The sequence below is a fragment of the Enterobacter sp. BNK-29 genome, assembly GCF_048684785.1.
In the GTDB taxonomy this organism is placed as follows: Bacteria; Pseudomonadota; Gammaproteobacteria; order Enterobacterales; family Enterobacteriaceae; genus Enterobacter; species Enterobacter cloacae_M.
On sequence record NZ_JBLQTU010000001.1, the window covers coordinates 70,585 to 87,365 of the forward strand.

Below are 16,781 nucleotides of genomic sequence, written 5' to 3' on the forward strand. Positions count from 1 at the left end.
CGGGTGCCGGGCTCGTTTCATCAATCCAGCATCTTACGAATCACATAATGTAAAATGCCGTCGTTCTGGTAATAGGTCAGCTCGGTTGCCGTATCAATACGGCACCGGCAATCCAGCACCTCGATTTTCCCGTCTGCCCGCGTTAACTTCACCGGCACCGTTTTCCCCGGCTGCAGGTTTTGCAGACCGCTAATCTCAATCTGCTCTTCCCCGGTCAGCCCCAGCGTTTTACGCGTCACGCCCTGCGCAAACTCGAGCGGCAGGATCCCCATACCAATCAGATTCGAGCGGTGAATACGTTCGAACGATTCGGCGATGACCACGCGAACGCCAAGCAGACGCGGACCTTTCGCCGCCCAGTCGCGACTGGAGCCGGAACCGTACTCTTTCCCGGCGATCACCGCCAGCGGCGTACCTTCCTGCTGATATTTGACCGCCGCATCATAAATCGAAACCACTTCCGTCCCCGGCAGATGGCGCGTCATGCCCCCTTCCACGCCCGGGACCATTTCGTTACGAATGCGTATGTTGGCAAAGGTCCCGCGCATCATGACCTCATGGTTGCCGCGACGCGAGCCGTAGGAGTTAAAATCGCGGCGTTCGACGCCCCGGCTCTGCAGATAACGGCCTGCCGGGCTATCGGCTTTGATACTACCCGCCGGGGAGATATGGTCGGTCGTGACGGAATCTCCCAGCATCGCCAGTATGCGCGCGCCGTGGATATCCTTAAGAGGTGCCGGCTCGGCCAGCATCTCATCAAAGAACGGCGACAGACGAATATAGGTCGAGTCATCCTGCCAGTCGTAGGTATCTGAGCCCACGACGTTGATAGTTTTCCACTCCGGCGTGCCTTCAAAGACCTCCGCATACTCTTTGCGGAACATCTCGGTTGAGACCTTTTCAACGGCCAGCGCGATTTCACGTGAAGATGGCCAGATATCTTTCAGGTAGACAGGATCGTTCTTGCGATCGTGACCAATCGGATCGGTCGCCAGGTTGATATTCATGTTCCCTGCAAGGGCATATGCCACAACCAGCGGCGGCGAGGCAAGCCAGTTGGTTTTCACCAGCGGGTGAATACGCCCTTCAAAGTTTCGGTTACCGGACAGGACCGCGCCTACCGTCAGGTCACCCTGCTTGATCGCCGTTTCAATCGGTTCAGGCAGCGGACCGGAGTTACCAATGCAGGTCGTACAGCCGTAGCCCACAAGGTTAAAGCCCAGTTCGTCAAGGTACGGCGTAAGTTTGGCCTGCGCCAGGTAATCCGATACCACTTTGGAACCCGGTGCCAGCGAGGCCTTGACCCATGGCTGAGGTTTTAGCCCAAGCTCTACCGCCTTTTTCGCCAACAGACCGGCCGCCATTAAGACGCTGGGGTTCGAGGTGTTGGTGCAGGAGGTAATGGCCGCAATAACAACCGCGCCATCCGGGAGCTGATACTGATGCCCGTTCAGAACATAGTCGACCGGACGGTGGTCTTTCTGCGCCACGTTCACTTCCAGCGCATTGCTGGCGGCAAAGGCTTTTGGCACGTCACTTAGCGCAACCCGATCCTGCGGACGTTTCGGCCCGGCTAGGCTCGCCTCGACGCTTCCCATATCGAGTTCAAGCGTACTGGTGAAGACCGGTTCATCGCCGGGGTTTCGCCACATGCCCTGCGCTTTGGTATAGGCCTCCACCAGCGCGACCTGCTCTTCGCTGCGCCCACTAAGGCGCATGTACTCCAGCGTGACGTCATCGATGGGGAAAAAGCCGCAGGTTGCACCGTATTCCGGCGCCATATTGGCAATGGTGGCACGGTCGGCAAGCGGCAGCGAATCCAGACCATCACCGTAGAATTCTACAAACTTGCCCACCACACCATGCTTACGCAGCATCTGGGTGACGGTGAGCACCAGATCGGTGGCGGTAATGCCTTCAGACAGCTTGCCGGTGAGCTTGAAGCCCACCACGTCAGGGATAAGCATGGACACCGGCTGGCCGAGCATGGCCGCTTCCGCTTCAATACCCCCGACGCCCCAGCCCAGCACGCCCAGACCGTTGATCATGGTGGTATGGGAGTCCGTGCCCACCAGCGTGTCCGGATAGGCGACCCACTCTTTATCCTGCAATTCACTCCAGACGGCTTTACCCAGATATTCAAGGTTCACCTGGTGACAAATACCGGTACCCGGCGGGACCACGCTAAACCGGCTGAACGCCTGCTGCCCCCACTTCAGGAACACGTAGCGCTCGTGGTTGCGCTCCATCTCCAGACGCACGTTCTCGCCAAAGGCGTCGTCATCACCAAAGCGGTCAACGGTTACGGAGTGGTCAATGACGAGGTCAACGGGGGAAAGCGGATTCACTTTTGCCGTATCTCCGCCGAGACGCTTAACGGCCTCGCGCATCGCGGCTAAATCAACGACGGCCGGGACACCGGTAAAGTCCTGCATCAGCACCCTGGCCGGACGGTAGGCTATTTCTCTGTCGGCATGGGCATTTTCCAGCCACCCTGCCAGCGCCTGGATATCATCGAGGGTGACAGAGTCACCGTCCTGCCAGCGCAATAGGTTTTCCAGTAAAACTTTCAATGACTTGGGTAAACGCGAAATGTCCCCAAGCGTTCTGGCAGCCAGCGGCAGGCTGTAGTAATGCCAGGTTTTATTTTCTGCCTGTAACGTGTCCTTACTGGCTTCGCGTAGGGTTAACGACATAAGCTCCTCCTTAATCACAGAGATGCCCCGACAATCATCAGGGCCGTAATTAAAGATAACACAAAGATGTCGTAACGTTTTGATAACAACCCAAATTGATAAATTTAGGATTGGTCCAGAAAGGAAAAACAAAAAACCCCGCCGTAGCGAGGTTTTACAATTTAGTGGAGGGCCAACCAGATAAGCTGACTCCAGAACAGAATCGACACGGTAAAAACGCCGATCCATGACCAGTATTTGTGAGACGTCATGTTATTCATCATAGGGACACCAGGCATTATTTATTAAAAGTTCCGAGGTAAGTCCTCAGTGCTATATTGCTGATGTGTATTTATTAAAGAGTACGAAAGTGCAGAGTCGATATTCAGACTATTTGCATCATTACGCAATTAACTAAATTATTGTTTTTTGGGTTCGTCTTCTGCGAACACATCAATAAACGCTTGCTGCTGCGGCGTCAGTTTCCAGGACGCGGGTACAACAGTCGCAGGTGCTTTACGCCCTCTGTGGCCGTTGTCACGATGCTGACACATCTGTTTTACCGTTTCTGTACGTACCGTCACTGCCATATTTAACCCCAATATTTCCAGGCCAGGAGAGCAACCACCACCCAAAACAGGGTAGAGACGAGAAAGACCGCCAGCCAGGCTTTACGCTTGAGCGCAGGATCCCTTTGCGGTTCTTCACTTCCTGAAGGCATTGCTAACCTCATACAATCGACATCGCTTATCATTTAGGACCAAACAATTGGTACAATTAATCATCTGTTGAGATAAATCCTAAAGAAACTTTAGCCGAAAAGCCAGTGAATTTACGCACCGGAAGGTATGAAATATTCAATCTTTTGACCAGAAATAAATAATTGAAAAGAAAAATTTGCGAAGGCGTAAATTAGTTTCTACTTTTGTCGCCAATTCACGACATTATAACCTTACGGATTAAATGGATAATGACATTATATGACAGGGGATGCGTAGATGATGATAATTCTAATTTAGCTTTGAGGCGTTATTTCGGTATCTTTCCCTAAGGGAAAGATACCGGGTGTGATTATTTTTCGGGGAGTTTGATGTCTTTAAACATCTCTTCAATATCTTCATTTGAGCGTAATGCAACGGCGGTATCAACCACGTCACGCGTTAAATGAGGGGCAAAGCGCTGAATAAAATCATACATATAGCTGCGCAGGAAGGTGCTACGACGGAAGCCAATCTTTGTGGTGCTATGACTGAAAACATCATGCGCATCAAGACGCACCAGGTCAGGGTCTGACACCGGATCCACCGCCATGCTGGCAATAACGCCCACCCCCAGACCAAGCCGCACATAGGTTTTAATCACGTCGGCATCCGTCGCGGTAAAGACAATGCGCGGCGTTAACCCTGCCCGGTTAAAGGCCGTATCAAGCTCGGACCGTCCGGTAAAGCCAAACGTATACGTCACCAACGGATATTGCGCCAGCTCTTCGATAGTGACCGACCCTTTACCCGCCAGGGGGTGATCGGGGGTTACCACGATAGAACGGTTCCAGTGATAGCAAGGAAGCATCACCAGATCGTCATACAGGTGAAGCGCTTCGGTGGCGATAGCAAAGTCTGCATTACCCTTGGAGACGGCTTCAGCAATTTGCGTTGGCGAGCCCTGGTGCATATGCAAAGAGACGCGAGGATAACGCTCGATAAAGCCTTTGATAACACCTGGTAGCGCATAGCGCGCCTGGGTGTGCGTCGTGGCAATATACAGCGAACCTTTATCCGGCCAGGTGTGTTCCCCCGCCACAGACTTAATCGCATCGACTTTGGAGAGGACTTCCCGCGCAATGCGGATGATTTCCTGCCCCGCAGGCGTCACCTGGGTGAGATGCTTACCGCTGCGGGCAAATATCTGGATACCTAATTCGTCCTCCAGCATACGAACTTGTTTGCTGATGCCCGGTTGCGAGGTATATAACCCCTCGGCGGTAGAAGAGACGTTAAGGTTATGATTCACCACCTCAACGATATAACGAAGCTGCTGTAATTTCATGCCAGACCATCCGATTTAGCGCATGCGGTCAATCGCTTAAGACGATTTAATAATAAGAAACAGGTTAACTATAACCACTATATCATTTATAGCCTGACTGTATAGTACGGAACAAAAAATAATAACAAGGTAATAAAAAAGGGCCGGAAATCCGGCCCTTTTACAGGTAAGTTACGGTAAGGGAAGATTATTTCTTGCCTTCAACCCATTTGCCATCGACAAAGAAGGCTGACCATCCGGTCGCTTTACCCTCTTTCTCGGCCGCAACATACTGCTGCTTAGTTTTACGGCTAAACCGTACCACGGTTTTGTTGCCTTCCGGATCCTGCTGTGGCGCATCGGCCAGATAACGCAGTTTCTCAGGCAGACGATCGCGGAAGCGGTGCAACTCTTCCACCAGCGGCGCGCGCGTTTCACGCGATTTCGGGAAGGTGTTGGCGGCCAGGAAGACACCTGCGGCACCATCACGCAGCACAAAGTACGCGTCTGATTTCTCGCACGGCAGTTCTGGCAGCGGAACCGGATCTTCCTTAGGAGGAGCCACTTCGCCGTTACGCAGAATTTTGCGCGTGTTTTTACACTCGTCGTTGGTACAGGCCATGTACTTACCGAAACGCCCCATTTTCAGGTGCATTTCAGAACCACACTTCTCGCATTCCACAATCGGGCCGTCATAGCCTTTAATGCGGAACTCGCCCTCTTCGATCTCATACCCGTCACACGTTGGGTTATTACCGCAAACGTGCAGCTTACGTTTTGGATCGATCAGGTAGCTGTCCATTGCCGTGCCGCATTTCTTGCAGCGGCGTTTGGCACGCAGAGCGTTAGTTTCCGCATCGTCACCCTCCAGCACGTTGAGAACTTCGTTCTCAGGCACCAGGTTGATGGTGGTTTTGCAGCGCTCTTTTGGTGACAGCGCATAGCCGGAGCAGCCAAGGAATACGCCCGTGGTTGCGGTACGGATCCCCATCTTGCGGCCGCAGGTTGGACAGTCGATGCTGGTCAGAACCATCTGGTTAGGCAGCATGCCGCCCTCTTCAGGGTCTTTCTCCGCTTTTTCAAGCTGGTCGGTAAAGTCGCTGAAGAAGCTATCGAGTACCTTTTTCCATTCCGCCTGATGGCTGGCAACCTGGTCGAGGCTGTCTTCCATTTGCGCGGTGAAATCGTAGTTCATCAACTCGCGGAAGTTTGCTTCCAGACGGTCAGTGACGATCTCACCCATTTTTTCCGCATAGAAACGGCGGTTTTCAACGCGCACGTAGCCGCGGTCCTGAATGGTCGAGATGATGGACGCGTAGGTCGATGGACGACCAATACCGCGTTTTTCCAGCTCTTTCACCAGGGACGCTTCACTAAAGCGCGCAGGCGGCTTGGTGAAGTGCTGTGCCGGAACCAGATCGACAAGCGACAACTCGTCACCTTTGTTCACCGCCGGCAGCGTCCGGTCTTCATCACCTTTACGCAGCGCAGGCATCACTTTCGTCCAGCCGTCGAAACGCAGGATACGACCGCGCGCTTTGAGACGGAACTCGCCCGCGCCAACGGTCAGCGTGGTGGAGTCGTACTGCGCTGGGGTCATCTGGCACGCCACGAACTGGCGCCAGATCAGCTGATACAGCTTTTGCGCGTCGGCTTCCATGTCTTTCAGCGATTCCGCTAACACCGAGACGTCAGAAGGACGAATCGCTTCGTGTGCTTCCTGTGAGTTCTCTTTGCTGGCGAACTGGTTAGCGCTTTCCGGCAGGTATTTCTTACCGAAATTGTCACTGATGTAGCCGCGGACCATGTTGACCGCGTCCTGGCTCAGGTTGGTTGAGTCGGTACGCATGTAGGTGATGTAGCCCGCTTCATACAGGCGCTGCGCCATCATCATGGTCTTCTTCACGCCATAACCCAGACGCGTGCTTGCAGCCTGCTGCAGCGTAGAGGTAATAAACGGCGCACCCGGCTTGCTGCTAGTCGGTTTGTCTTCACGTTCCAGCACCTGATAGCGTGCTTTTTCCAGCAGCGCTACGGCGGCCATGGTCTGGTCGCGGTTTTCTGGACGGAAAGGCTTGTCGTTGTGATGGCTCACCTGCAGCGGCAGAGCGTCACCGCCCGGCGTGGTCACATTGGCATCGACTTCCCAGAACTCTTCCGGCACGAAGGCTTTAATTTCGCGCTCACGCTCAACGACCAGACGCACGGCGACGGACTGCACACGCCCTGCGGACAGGCCACGGGCAATCTTCTTCCACAGCAGTGGAGAGACCATGTAGCCCACAACGCGGTCCATAAAGCGACGTGCCTGCTGTGCGTTTACGCGGTCAATATTCAGTTCGCCCGGCTTCTCAAACGCCTGACGAATCGCATTCTTCGTAATTTCGTTAAACACTACACGGCTGTAGCGTTTGTCATCACCACCGATCACTTCCCGCAGGTGCCACGCAATGGCTTCCCCTTCGCGGTCAAGGTCGGTTGCGAGATAGATGTGGTCTGCTTTTTCAGCAAGCTGCTTCAGCTCGTTAACGACTTTTTCTTTCCCGGGCAGCACTTCATATTGTGCATCCCAGTTATGCCATGGGTTAACACCCATGCGGTTGACAAGCGCGCTACGTTCATCCTTTTTAGGCTTTTTAGCCCCTTTGGTGGAGGTAGAGTCTGCGCTCTTTTTGCTGGCTGAGCCACTGGTCGGCAAATCGCGGATATGACCCACGCTGGACTTAACCACGTAGTCATTACCCAGATACTTATTGATCGTTTTGGCTTTTGCCGGGGACTCAACGATGACGAGAGCTTTACCCATATTCACCTTTACCTAATTTAATTCTTCCAGGAATACGCCGCACGTTGATTTCCCTTCCGCTGACGACGAGCCAATGATATTGCGACTGCGTCAGGAGATATCAACCCCTTTGACTTACCGGACGCTAATGAGAAGACGCCCAGGTGATTGAGTTTTCGGGTATTTTTCTCACATCTCGTGTAATTCGTGACGAATTCCCGGTTGAATGTCAAGCAATTCTGTTGCCAGAATGACGAAAGCGCACACTCTACCTGATAAAATTCGTTACGCAACTTTATTAGCATGCAAAAGCAGATCCCGCCAGCCAGGACCCTGCACCTTATCCCCTCACATTACAGGGAAAATTTGCCCCCAAAGCGCCCTCGGCGTAGACTATTGTCACTGTTTAAGGAGTGGATTATGCAGAATACGACCCAACCTATTGACCGAGCCTCTCTGCTTATCGAAGCAAACAAGCTTATCCGTGACCATGAAGATACGCTGGCGGGCATTGAAGCCACCGGCGTAGAGCAGCGTAATGGCGTCCTGATTTTCAGCGGCGAATACTTCCTTGACGAACAGGGTTTACCGACCCCGAAAAGCACCGCCGTGTTTAACATGTTCAAATACCTGGCGCATACGCTTTCAGAGAAATATCACCTGGTCGATTAACGCAAAACGCGAGGCATGTGCCTCGCGTTTTTGTTTACAGCAGCGGTTTTTGTCCGCGCTGAAGCCAGCGCAGCAGCAGGCGGTCCGCGCTTTCTGCAGCACTGTTGGTAAAGCGGTCAAGGAGTCGCTTACGCTGGGTAAAACGCACGCCCACCAGCTCCCGGCCTTCCATCAGATTGAGCAGCAGATCGTCGCTGGTTCCGACTTGATCCACCAGCCCTTTCTCCTGCGCCTGGACGCCGTACCAGTGCTCGCCCGTCGCGACCTGTTCAATATCGAGCGTTGGGCGCATACGGTGTACAAAATCTTTAAAGAGATGATGCGTTTCGTTTAGATCTTCACGGAATTTTTGGCGCCCTTCTTCCGTGTTTTCCCCCAGCAGCGTCAGGGTACGTTTGTACTGACCCGCCGTGTGAAGTTCGATATCAATCTCTTTATTTTTGAGGAAGCGGTTAAAGTTCGGAATCTGCGCGACCACGCCGATCGAGCCAATAATGGAGAACGGCGCGGCAACAATTTTGTCCGCCACGCAGGCCATCATGTAGCCACCGCTTGCCGCCACTTTATCCACGGCCACGGTCAGCGGGATCTGTTTTTCACGCAGGCGCTGCAGCTGTGAGGCGGCCAGTCCGTAACCGTGAACCACCCCGCCGGGGCTTTCAAGACGCACGACAACCTGATCCTGCGGTGTCGCCACGGCCAGAACGGCTGTCACTTCCTCCCGCAGAGAAGACACTTCATGCGCATCCATACTGCCTTTAAAATCGAGCACATAGACGCGCGGCGTAGCCTTATCCTGCGGCGCATTGAGCTTTGCTTTTGCCTTTGCCGCTTTGGCTTCCTGTTTATGCTTTTTCTTCTGTGCTTTCAGCCAGAGTTTCTGTTGATGACTATCAAGCAGCGCCAGAGACATCTCTTCCTGCATCTCTTTATACTGCTCGCTCAGGCGGGTGATGCGTAACTCCCCACGCTGACGCTTGCGCTGCGTCAGGTTGGCAATCAGAACGGCTACCACCGCAATGGCAATCACCACCGTCGCGATTTTGGCCAAAAACAACCCATATTGAGAAAGTAATTCCACGCGTTCCACCTTGATTTAACCACGAATCTTTCACGGCAGTGTACAACAGCCCTGCCCATGCGTCTCGCTCGTGACATTACCTCTGCGAGCCGCCTTCAGGAATCCCCGGGCTGGAGTTTAAATATTTGCAAATTGTTAATTTTACAGTAATGCGTCCTGTAGACTGATTGAATTATTAGGCTAATTCGGGCATAAAGCCGAAAAGTCATTATAAAGGCGCCATTGCATCACCGGTCGCCTGAGGAGTCACCGTGCATTATCAACCGCAAAAAAATCTGCTGCACAACCGGATTATTCTTGTCACCGGTGCCAGCGACGGGATTGGCCGCGAGGCAGCCCTGACATACGCCGAATATGGCGCGCACGTCATTTTGATCGGGCGCAACGAAGAAAAACTGAAAAGCGTCGCTCAGGAGATTGAGGCTGCATGCGGCACGCCGGCCCCGTGGTATACGCTCGATTTACTGACCTGCACGCCTGCGGTGTGCCAGGAATTAGCCCAGCGCATCAGCGCTCACTATCCGAGACTCGACGGCGTGCTGCATAACGCCGGTTTGTTAGGCGAGGTTCGTCCGATGGATGAACAGGATCCTGATACCTGGCAGCAGGTGATGCAGGTCAACGTCAACGGCACGTTTTTCCTCACACAGGCATTTCTTCCTTTATTACTCAAATCCGAGTCAGGGTCCCTGGTCTTTACCTCGTCCAGCGTTGGTCGTGAAGGACGCGCAAACTGGGGAGCCTATGCCGTATCAAAATTCGCGACCGAAGGCATGATGCAGGTGCTGGCGGAGGAGTATCAGAGCCGCCATCTGCGCGTAAACTGCATTAACCCGGGCGGTACGCGCACCAAAATGCGCGCCAGCGCGTTCCCGAGCGAAGATCCGCAGAAGCTGAAAACCCCGGCAGATATTATGCCGCTCTATCTCTGGCTGATGGGCGACGACAGCCGCCGCAAAACCGGGATGACCTTTGACGCCCAGCCGGGACGTAAACCAGGAATTTCGCAATGAGTGAAGAACGTCATCAGCAGCGCCAGCAGCGTCTGAAAGAACAGGTCGATGCACGCGTTGCCGCAGCCCAGGACGAACGTGGGATCGTCATCGTTTTTACCGGCAACGGAAAAGGGAAAACCACCGCCGCATTCGGCACGGCGACACGCGCCGTCGGACACGGGCAAAAAGTAGGCGTGATCCAGTTTATCAAAGGCGAATGGCCCAACGGTGAGCGGAATTTGCTTGAGCCTCACGGCGTTGAGTTTCAGGTGATGGCGACCGGTTTTACGTGGGATACTCAGAACCGGGAAACGGATACTGCAGCCTGTCTCGCCGTCTGGGAGCATGCAAAGAGAATGCTGGCCGATCCCTCGCTGAATATGGTTCTGCTGGATGAGATCACCTATATGGTCGCCTACGACTACCTGCCGCTGGAAGCCGTGCTGGATGCTCTGAAGAATCGTCCTGTACACCAGACGGTTATCGTCACGGGGCGCGGGTGTCATCGGGATATTCTGGAGATGGCCGATACCGTCAGCGAGCTGCGTCCGGTCAAACATGCGTTTGATGCAGGCATCAAAGCGCAAATTGGAATTGATTACTAAAGAAAAAAGCCCGGTGCGTTCACCGGGCTTTAATATTAACCGTTGTTGTTACGGCTGCCGGAGCGGCGACTGCTGCTCACCTGGCTGTGGCGCTTCACCGCGCGACGGATCTGATTCGCCTTCATGCGACGACGATCTTTTTCCACCGCCACTTTTGAGGTGGTTTCCGGCGTCAGGCCAACCAGCTCGCGCAGGTAGTTGGTTTGGGTCAGATCCAGTTCGGTATAACCCCCGCGCGGCAAACCTTTCGGCAGCAGAATGTCGCCGTAACGGACGCGGATCAGACGGCTCACCTGGACGCCTACCGCTTCCCAGAGACGACGAACTTCGCGGTTACGGCCTTCGGTCAAGGTCACGTTGTACCACTGGTTAATGCCTTCCCCACCGGTAAATTTGATGGTTTTGAACGCCGCAGGACCGTCTTCAAGCTGAACGCCACGCGACAGATCGCGCAGTTTATTTTCGTCAACCTGGCCAAATACGCGCACCGCGTATTCACGTTCCACTTCACGGCTTGGGTGCATCAGACGGTTTGCCAGTTCACCATCGGTGGTAAACAGCAGCAGACCGCAGGTGTTTACGTCCAGACGACCGACGGCAATCCAGCGAGCGCCACGCAGTTTAGGCAGACGGTCAAACACCGTCGGACGACCTTCCGGGTCGTTGCGGGTGCACAGCTCGCCTTCCGGCTTGTAGTAAGCCAGCACGCGGCAGATCTGTTCTGCGGACTCTTTTACGGAGATGAGGTGACCGTCGATGCGGATCTTCAGCCCCGGTACGATTTCAACGCGGTCACCCAGCGTGGCGATTTTACCGTCCACACTCACGCGGCCCGCTTCAATAATGGCTTCGATTTCACGGCGTGAGCCGTGGCCGGCGCGCGCCAGCACTTTCTGTAACTTCTCGCTCATTGAGCTTCCTCAGGTGTCGCCTTCACAGGCGTCGAATCAGGTCAAAAGAGGGCTGAGCCCTGCTTTGATGGCCGCGTAGTATATCTGCTTATACCTTTACAAGAAAGGCTTTACGTCACCCACGCCTTCACGAATCACTTCCGGTGCATCTTCGGTTAAGTCGACCACGGTGGTCGGCTGCTGGCCGAGATAGCCGCCGTGAATAATTAGCTCGACCACCTTCTCCAGACGATCTTTGATCTCTTCCGGATCGGACTCGGTAAACTCACTTCCGGGCAGCATCAGCGAGGTAGAAAGCATCGGTTCGCCGAGGGTTTCCAGCAGCGCCTGCGCAATCGGGTTCGACGGCACGCGCATACCGATGGTTTTGCGTTTCTCCTGCAGCAGACGACGCGGTACTTCCTTCGTGCCCTTCAGGATAAAGGTGTAGTTACCCGGCGTGTTGTTCTTAATCAGGCGAAACGCCACGTTATCAACATACGCATAGGTCGACAGCTCAGAGAGATCGCGGCACATCAGGGTAAAGTTATGGCCGTCCGGCAGCTGGCGAATACGGCAAATGCGCTCCATTGCGCCTTTATCTTCAATTTTACAGCCCAGCGCGTAGCCTGAATCGGTCGGGTAGACAATCACGCCGCCTTTGCGGACGATCTCCACGGCCTGGTTGATCAGACGTGGCTGCGGGTTATCCGGATGGATATAGAAAAACTGACTCATACTTCCCTCTCTTCAATTTGCTGCGGCTGTTCCCAGAGCTGCCAGACCGGCTCAACGCCAGCGGGCAACCAGAGCTTGCGTCCCAGTTCGATCCACGCGCAGGGCTGATGGAAATCAGAGCCCTGTGATCCAAGCAGACCGAACTGGCGGGCATAGGTCGCGAGCTGCGCGCGCTCGTTGGGCGCCTGCTGACACTGGGCGACTTCCATCGCCTCACCGCCGCATTCGGCAAAGTGTGCCAGCAGCCTTTTCAGCCATTTAGCAGAAAGATTATACCGCCCCGGATGGGCCAGCACGGCCTTACCGCCAGAATGATGAATCACATCAATAGCTTGTTTTATTGTACACCACTGTGGCGGAACGTATCCGGTTTTACCGCGTGCCAGATACTTTTTAAAGACGTCCGCCATGTTCGTCGCTTTGCCCGCGTCGACCAGAAAACGGGCGAAATGACCGCGGGTGACCGCCCCGCCGTTCGCCATCTTTTGAGCGCCTTCCAGCGCGCCCGGAATATGCGCCTTTTCCAGACGCTCACCGATCATCTCTGCGCGCTGATTGCGGCGCGTTTTTTGTTCTTGCAAAAATGCCGTAAGTGCCGGATGGTCTATATCGATATTCAGGCCAACGATATGAATCTCATGGTTTTCCCAGACGGTCGAGATCTCGACGCCGGACACCAGATTCAGCGCCAGCCCGCTGCGGGCAATCTCGGCGCGCGCCGCCGGAATGGCATCAGTGGTATCGTGATCGGTTATCGCCAGCGTGCCGACTCGCATTTCAACGGCGCGATGAACCAGGGCTTCGGGTGTCAGCAGGCCGTCAGAGGCCTGAGTATGGCTGTGTAAATCATAAATAATGGCGTAGGTGGTATCGCTCAAAGCACTTCCCATAACAGGTTGGAGACATCCGAAAACACCATGATACCGACTTAACGCGAAATTCTGAAATCAAGGGTTGACAACTTGCCATCGAACTAGTTAACTAGTACGCAAGTTCACACGAGAAAGGTATCTGAAAATGACAGCACATTTCACTCTGCACGGCTGGTGGCGCACTTCCTGATCTTCGGGCAGTGTCACGCGTCTGCGAAATGCAAACAGATACCCGCCCGCTACCCAGCGGGCTTTTTTTTGAACAAAATATGAGAACAACAACATGCAAACAGCCAAACCTCATCTCGAACTGCTGACCTGCGAGGCGGCCTATCGCCACAACCCGACCGCGCTGTTTCATCAGGTGTGCGGGGCTCGTCCGGCAACGCTGCTGCTGGAGTCTGCGGATATCGACAGCAAGGACGATCTCAAGAGCCTGCTGCTGGTCGACAGCGCGCTGCGCATTACCGCTTTAGGTGACACTGTCACCATCAAGGCATTATCAGACAATGGCGCATCGCTGCTGCCGCTGCTGGATGCCGCCCTGCCGTCGGGCATTGAAAATGAACGTCATCCAGAAATGCGCATTCTGCATTTCCCGCCGGTGAGCCAGCTGCTGGACGAAGACGCGCGCCTCTGCTCCCTGTCCGTTTTCGATGCCTTCCGCCTGCTGCAGAATCTGGTCACCGTGCCGGAAGACGAGCGTGAGGCGATGTTCTTCGGCGGGCTGTTTGCCTACGACCTGGTCGCCGGATTTGAAGATTTGCCGGAAACCGAGCAAGGTAATCGCTGCCCGGACTATTGCTTCTATCTGGCTGAAACGCTGCTGGTGATCGACCACCAGAAGCAATACACCCGCATCCAGGCAAGCCTGTTCACGCCGTCTGCCGCTGAGAAAAACCGTCTTGAGCACCGCATCGCTCAGCTGCAGCAGCAGATGACGGAAGCACCACCCGCGCTGCCGGTGCAGCGCGTGGAGAAAATGACCTGCGACGTTAACCAGACTGACGATCAGTACGGCGCCGTGGTTCGCCAGATGCAAAAAGCGATTCGCGCCGGGGAAATTTTCCAGGTCGTGCCGTCCCGTCGCTTCTCGCTGCCCTGCCCGTCGCCGCTCGCAGCCTACGACGTGCTGAAAAAGAGTAACCCAAGCCCGTACATGTTTTTCATGCAGGACAATGAATTCACGCTGTTCGGCGCCTCGCCGGAAAGCTCGCTGAAATACGACGCCACCAGCCGTCAGATTGAGATCTACCCGATTGCCGGTACCCGTCCGCGAGGTCGTCGCGCCGATGGCTCGCTGGATCGCGATCTGGACAGCCGCATCGAACTGGAGATGCGCACCGACCACAAAGAACTCTCCGAGCACCTGATGCTGGTTGACCTGGCGCGTAACGATCTGGCACGCATTTGTACTCCCGGCAGCCGCTACGTGGCGGACCTGACCAAAGTCGACCGCTATTCGTTCGTGATGCACCTGGTCTCCCGCGTGGTCGGCGAGCTGCGCCACGATCTCGACGTGCTGCACGCCTACCGCGCCTGTATGAACATGGGCACCCTCAGCGGCGCGCCGAAAGTACGCGCCATGCAGCTGATTGCCGCCGCCGAAGGACGCCGTCGCGGCAGCTACGGCGGCGCGGTGGGCTACTTCACCGCCCACGGTGACCTCGACACCTGCATCGTAATCCGCTCCGCCTACGTTGAAGACGGTATTGCCACCGTTCAGGCGGGTGCCGGGATTGTTCTTGATTCTGTTCCGCAGTCTGAAGCTGACGAAACGCGCAGTAAAGCCCGTGCGGTCCTTCGCGCCATTGCTACCGCACACCATGCACAGGAGATTTTCTGATGGCTGACATTCTGCTGCTCGATAATATCGACTCCTTTACCTATAACCTGGCAGATCAGCTGCGTGCGAATGGCCACAACGTCGTTATCTACCGCAACCACGTTCCGGCGCAGACCCTGATTGACCGTCTGGCCACCATGCAAAACCCGGTGCTGATGCTCTCCCCGGGGCCAGGCGCGCCGAGCGAAGCGGGCTGTATGCCGGAGCTGCTGACCCGCATGCGCGGCAAACTGCCGATCGTCGGCATCTGCCTCGGCCATCAGGCGATTGTTGAAGCCTATGGCGGCTACGTTGGCCAGGCGGGTGAGATCCTGCACGGTAAAGCGTCCAGCATTGAACATGACGGCCAGGCGATGTTTGCCGGGCTGCCGAACCCGCTCCCGGTCGCGCGCTATCACTCGCTGGTTGGCAGCAATATTCCCGCCGGGCTGACGATCAACGCCTCGTTTGAAGGCATGGTGATGGCGGTGCGCCACGACGCGGACCGGGTCTGCGGCCTGCAGTTCCACCCGGAATCAATCCTGACCTCCCACGGCGCCCGCCTGCTGGAGCAGACGCTCGACTGGGCGTTACAGAAGCTGGAGCAGACCAACACCCTGCAGCCGATTCTGGAAAAACTGTACCAGGCGCAGACCCTGAGCCAGCAGGAGAGCCATCAGCTCTTCTCCGCCGTGGTTCGCGGTGAGCTGAAGCCTGAGCAGCTGGCAGCCGCGCTGGTGAGCATGAAGGTCCGCGGCGAAAGCCCGCAGGAGATTGCCGGTGCCGCTACGGCCCTGCTGGAAAATGCCGCCCCGTTCCCGCGCCCGGACTATCAGTTTGCGGATATCGTCGGTACCGGCGGTGACGGCAGTAACAGCATCAATATATCCACCGCCAGCGCCTTCGTGGCGGCGGCGTGCGGTTTGAAGGTCGCGAAGCACGGTAACCGCAGCGTGTCCAGCCGGTCAGGTTCTTCCGACCTGCTCGCCGCATTCGGTATTAACCTCGATATGAACGCCGAGCGTTCCCGCGAAGCGCTGGATGACCTGGGCGTCTGCTTCCTGTTTGCGCCGAAATACCACACCGGTTTCCGCCACGCGATGCCGGTTCGTCAGCAGCTCAAAACCCGCACGCTGTTTAACGTGCTCGGCCCGCTGATCAACCCGGCTCACCCGCCGCTGGCGCTGATTGGCGTTTACAGCCCTGAGCTGGTTCTGCCGATTGCCGAGACGCTGCGCGTGCTGGGTTATCAGCGTGCCGCCGTGGTGCACAGCGGCGGTATGGATGAGGTTTCTCTTCATGCGCCAACGCTGGTGGCCGAACTGCGCGACGGTGAAATCCTGAGCTATCAGCTGGAGGCTGCAGACTTCGGCCTTGCGCCATACCATCAGGAAGCGCTGGCAGGCGGTACGCCGGAAGAAAACCGTGACATTCTGACGCGCTTATTACAAGGTAAAGGAGAAGTCGCCCATGAGGCCGCCGTTGCTGCCAACGTCGCCATGCTGATGCGTTTGCACGGTGAGGAAGACCTGAAGGCCAACGTTCAAAAAGTTCTGGATGTACTGCGCTCCGGTGCAGCTTACGATCGCGTTACCGCACTTGCGGCAAGAGGGTAAAG

The 16,781-nt window shown here is 55.4% G+C and carries 16 protein-coding genes and 1 other annotated feature; of the genes, 6 read left to right on the forward strand and 10 right to left on the reverse strand.

Going from position 1 to position 16,781, the window contains the following annotated elements:
* Positions 1–20: 20 nt before the first annotated feature.
* From acnA to topA, 6 genes are all read right to left on the reverse strand, one after another.
* Positions 21–2,696, reverse strand: a complete 2,676-nt coding sequence (gene acnA, locus ACMGGX_RS00340; RefSeq protein ID WP_420297886.1) for an aconitate hydratase AcnA — start codon at positions 2,694–2,696, stop codon at positions 21–23.
* A 161-nt stretch (positions 2,697–2,857) separates the two neighbouring features.
* Positions 2,858–2,956 (reverse strand): small membrane protein YmiC, encoded by a 99-nt coding sequence (gene ymiC / locus ACMGGX_RS00345; protein WP_032623144.1) that lies wholly within the window; start codon positions 2,954–2,956, stop codon positions 2,858–2,860.
* A 138-nt stretch (positions 2,957–3,094) separates the two neighbouring features.
* On the reverse strand, positions 3,095–3,265 hold the full coding sequence (locus ACMGGX_RS00350) for a hypothetical protein (RefSeq protein ID WP_032656727.1): 171 nt from the start codon (positions 3,263–3,265) through the stop codon (positions 3,095–3,097).
* Between the two features lie 2 nt (positions 3,266–3,267).
* Positions 3,268–3,408, reverse strand: coding sequence for a YmiA family putative membrane protein (locus ACMGGX_RS00355; protein ID WP_213327741.1), 141 nt, complete (start codon positions 3,406–3,408; stop codon positions 3,268–3,270).
* A gap of 338 nt (positions 3,409–3,746) precedes the next feature.
* Positions 3,747–4,721, reverse strand: coding sequence for an HTH-type transcriptional regulator CysB (cysB, locus tag ACMGGX_RS00360; protein ID WP_008502814.1), 975 nt, complete (start codon positions 4,719–4,721; stop codon positions 3,747–3,749).
* A 187-nt stretch (positions 4,722–4,908) separates the two neighbouring features.
* Positions 4,909–7,506, reverse strand: a complete 2,598-nt coding sequence (gene topA / locus ACMGGX_RS00365) for a type I DNA topoisomerase (RefSeq protein ID WP_047651111.1) — start codon at positions 7,504–7,506, stop codon at positions 4,909–4,911.
* Between the two features lie 399 nt (positions 7,507–7,905).
* Here topA and ACMGGX_RS00370 point away from each other — a divergent pair, with 399 nt between their 5' ends.
* Complete coding sequence (locus tag ACMGGX_RS00370; RefSeq protein WP_023312072.1) at positions 7,906–8,157, forward strand: YciN family protein; 252 nt, start codon at positions 7,906–7,908, stop codon at positions 8,155–8,157.
* 34 nt (positions 8,158–8,191) lie between these two features.
* Here ACMGGX_RS00370 and sohB read toward each other — a convergent pair whose 3' ends face one another.
* The gene (gene sohB / locus ACMGGX_RS00375) at positions 8,192–9,238 is read right to left on the reverse strand and encodes a protease SohB (protein WP_420297887.1); all 1,047 of its coding nucleotides are present in this window, start codon (positions 9,236–9,238) and stop codon (positions 8,192–8,194) included.
* A 251-nt stretch (positions 9,239–9,489) separates the two neighbouring features.
* On the opposite strand from sohB, the gene ACMGGX_RS00380 reads away from it, so the two are divergent.
* Together ACMGGX_RS00380 and cobO are read left to right on the forward strand one after the other, a co-directional pair.
* A complete protein-coding gene (locus ACMGGX_RS00380) occupies positions 9,490–10,251 on the forward strand; it encodes a YciK family oxidoreductase (protein ID WP_420297888.1) in 762 nt (253 codons plus the stop codon).
* The gene (gene cobO / locus ACMGGX_RS00385; protein WP_023312075.1) at positions 10,248–10,838 is read left to right on the forward strand and encodes a cob(I)yrinic acid a,c-diamide adenosyltransferase; all 591 of its coding nucleotides are present in this window, start codon (positions 10,248–10,250) and stop codon (positions 10,836–10,838) included. Before ACMGGX_RS00380 ends, cobO begins: the two co-directional genes overlap by 4 nt.
* A 35-nt stretch (positions 10,839–10,873) precedes the next feature.
* On the opposite strand, the gene rluB is transcribed toward cobO, so the two are convergent.
* The 3 genes from rluB to rnm form a co-directional block, all read right to left on the reverse strand.
* A complete protein-coding gene (rluB, locus tag ACMGGX_RS00390; RefSeq protein WP_023312076.1) occupies positions 10,874–11,749 on the reverse strand; it encodes a 23S rRNA pseudouridine(2605) synthase RluB in 876 nt (291 codons plus the stop codon).
* A gap of 96 nt (positions 11,750–11,845) precedes the next feature.
* Positions 11,846–12,466 carry an L-threonylcarbamoyladenylate synthase gene (locus ACMGGX_RS00395; protein ID WP_003856793.1) on the reverse strand — a complete coding sequence of 207 codons (621 nt, stop codon included), beginning with the start codon at positions 12,464–12,466 and terminating at the stop codon, positions 11,846–11,848.
* Positions 12,463–13,344 carry an RNase RNM gene (gene rnm, locus ACMGGX_RS00400; protein WP_029740530.1) on the reverse strand — a complete coding sequence of 294 codons (882 nt, stop codon included), beginning with the start codon at positions 13,342–13,344 and terminating at the stop codon, positions 12,463–12,465. The genes ACMGGX_RS00395 and rnm overlap by 4 nt, the downstream gene beginning before the upstream one ends.
* 139 nt (positions 13,345–13,483) lie before the next feature.
* On the opposite strand from rnm, the gene trpL reads away from it, so the two are divergent.
* From trpL to trpD, 3 genes are all read left to right on the forward strand, one after another.
* Entirely contained in the window at positions 13,484–13,528 is a 45-nt protein-coding gene (gene trpL, locus ACMGGX_RS00405) for a trp operon leader peptide (RefSeq protein WP_106993556.1), read from the forward strand.
* Positions 13,505–13,598: a sequence feature (Trp leader region), on the forward strand. (Overlaps the previous gene by 24 nt.)
* A gap of 23 nt (positions 13,599–13,621) precedes the next feature.
* Entirely contained in the window at positions 13,622–15,184 is a 1,563-nt protein-coding gene (locus ACMGGX_RS00410; protein WP_047174183.1) for an anthranilate synthase component 1, read from the forward strand.
* Positions 15,184–16,779: a bifunctional anthranilate synthase glutamate amidotransferase component TrpG/anthranilate phosphoribosyltransferase TrpD gene (gene trpD / locus ACMGGX_RS00415; RefSeq protein ID WP_023312079.1), complete on the forward strand. Its 1,596-nt coding sequence runs from the start codon at positions 15,184–15,186 to the stop codon at positions 16,777–16,779. Before ACMGGX_RS00410 ends, trpD begins: the two co-directional genes overlap by 1 nt.
* The last annotated feature ends 2 nt before the right edge of the window (positions 16,780–16,781 follow it).

What these genes read in the sequence shown, in the direction of transcription:
- ACMGGX_RS00370 (WP_023312072.1), top strand. Translation starts at nt 7,906, where the DNA reads ATGCAGAATACGACCCAACCTATTGACCGAGCCTCTCTGCTTATCGAA.
- ymiC (WP_032623144.1), bottom strand. Translation starts at nt 2,956, where the DNA reads ATGAATAACATGACGTCTCACAAATACTGGTCATGGATCGGCGTTTTT.
- rluB (WP_023312076.1), bottom strand. Translation starts at nt 11,749, where the DNA reads ATGAGCGAGAAGTTACAGAAAGTGCTGGCGCGCGCCGGCCACGGCTCA.
- cobO (WP_023312075.1), top strand. Translation starts at nt 10,248, where the DNA reads ATGAGTGAAGAACGTCATCAGCAGCGCCAGCAGCGTCTGAAAGAACAG.
- topA (WP_047651111.1), bottom strand. Translation starts at nt 7,506, where the DNA reads ATGGGTAAAGCTCTCGTCATCGTTGAGTCCCCGGCAAAAGCCAAAACG.
- ACMGGX_RS00355 (WP_213327741.1), bottom strand. Translation starts at nt 3,408, where the DNA reads ATGAGGTTAGCAATGCCTTCAGGAAGTGAAGAACCGCAAAGGGATCCT.
- trpD (WP_023312079.1), top strand. Translation starts at nt 15,184, where the DNA reads ATGGCTGACATTCTGCTGCTCGATAATATCGACTCCTTTACCTATAAC.
- ACMGGX_RS00395 (WP_003856793.1), bottom strand. Translation starts at nt 12,466, where the DNA reads ATGAGTCAGTTTTTCTATATCCATCCGGATAACCCGCAGCCACGTCTG.
- ACMGGX_RS00350 (WP_032656727.1), bottom strand. Translation starts at nt 3,265, where the DNA reads ATGGCAGTGACGGTACGTACAGAAACGGTAAAACAGATGTGTCAGCAT.
- acnA (WP_420297886.1), bottom strand. Translation starts at nt 2,696, where the DNA reads ATGTCGTTAACCCTACGCGAAGCCAGTAAGGACACGTTACAGGCAGAA.
- cysB (WP_008502814.1), bottom strand. Translation starts at nt 4,721, where the DNA reads ATGAAATTACAGCAGCTTCGTTATATCGTTGAGGTGGTGAATCATAAC.
- ACMGGX_RS00410 (WP_047174183.1), top strand. Translation starts at nt 13,622, where the DNA reads ATGCAAACAGCCAAACCTCATCTCGAACTGCTGACCTGCGAGGCGGCC.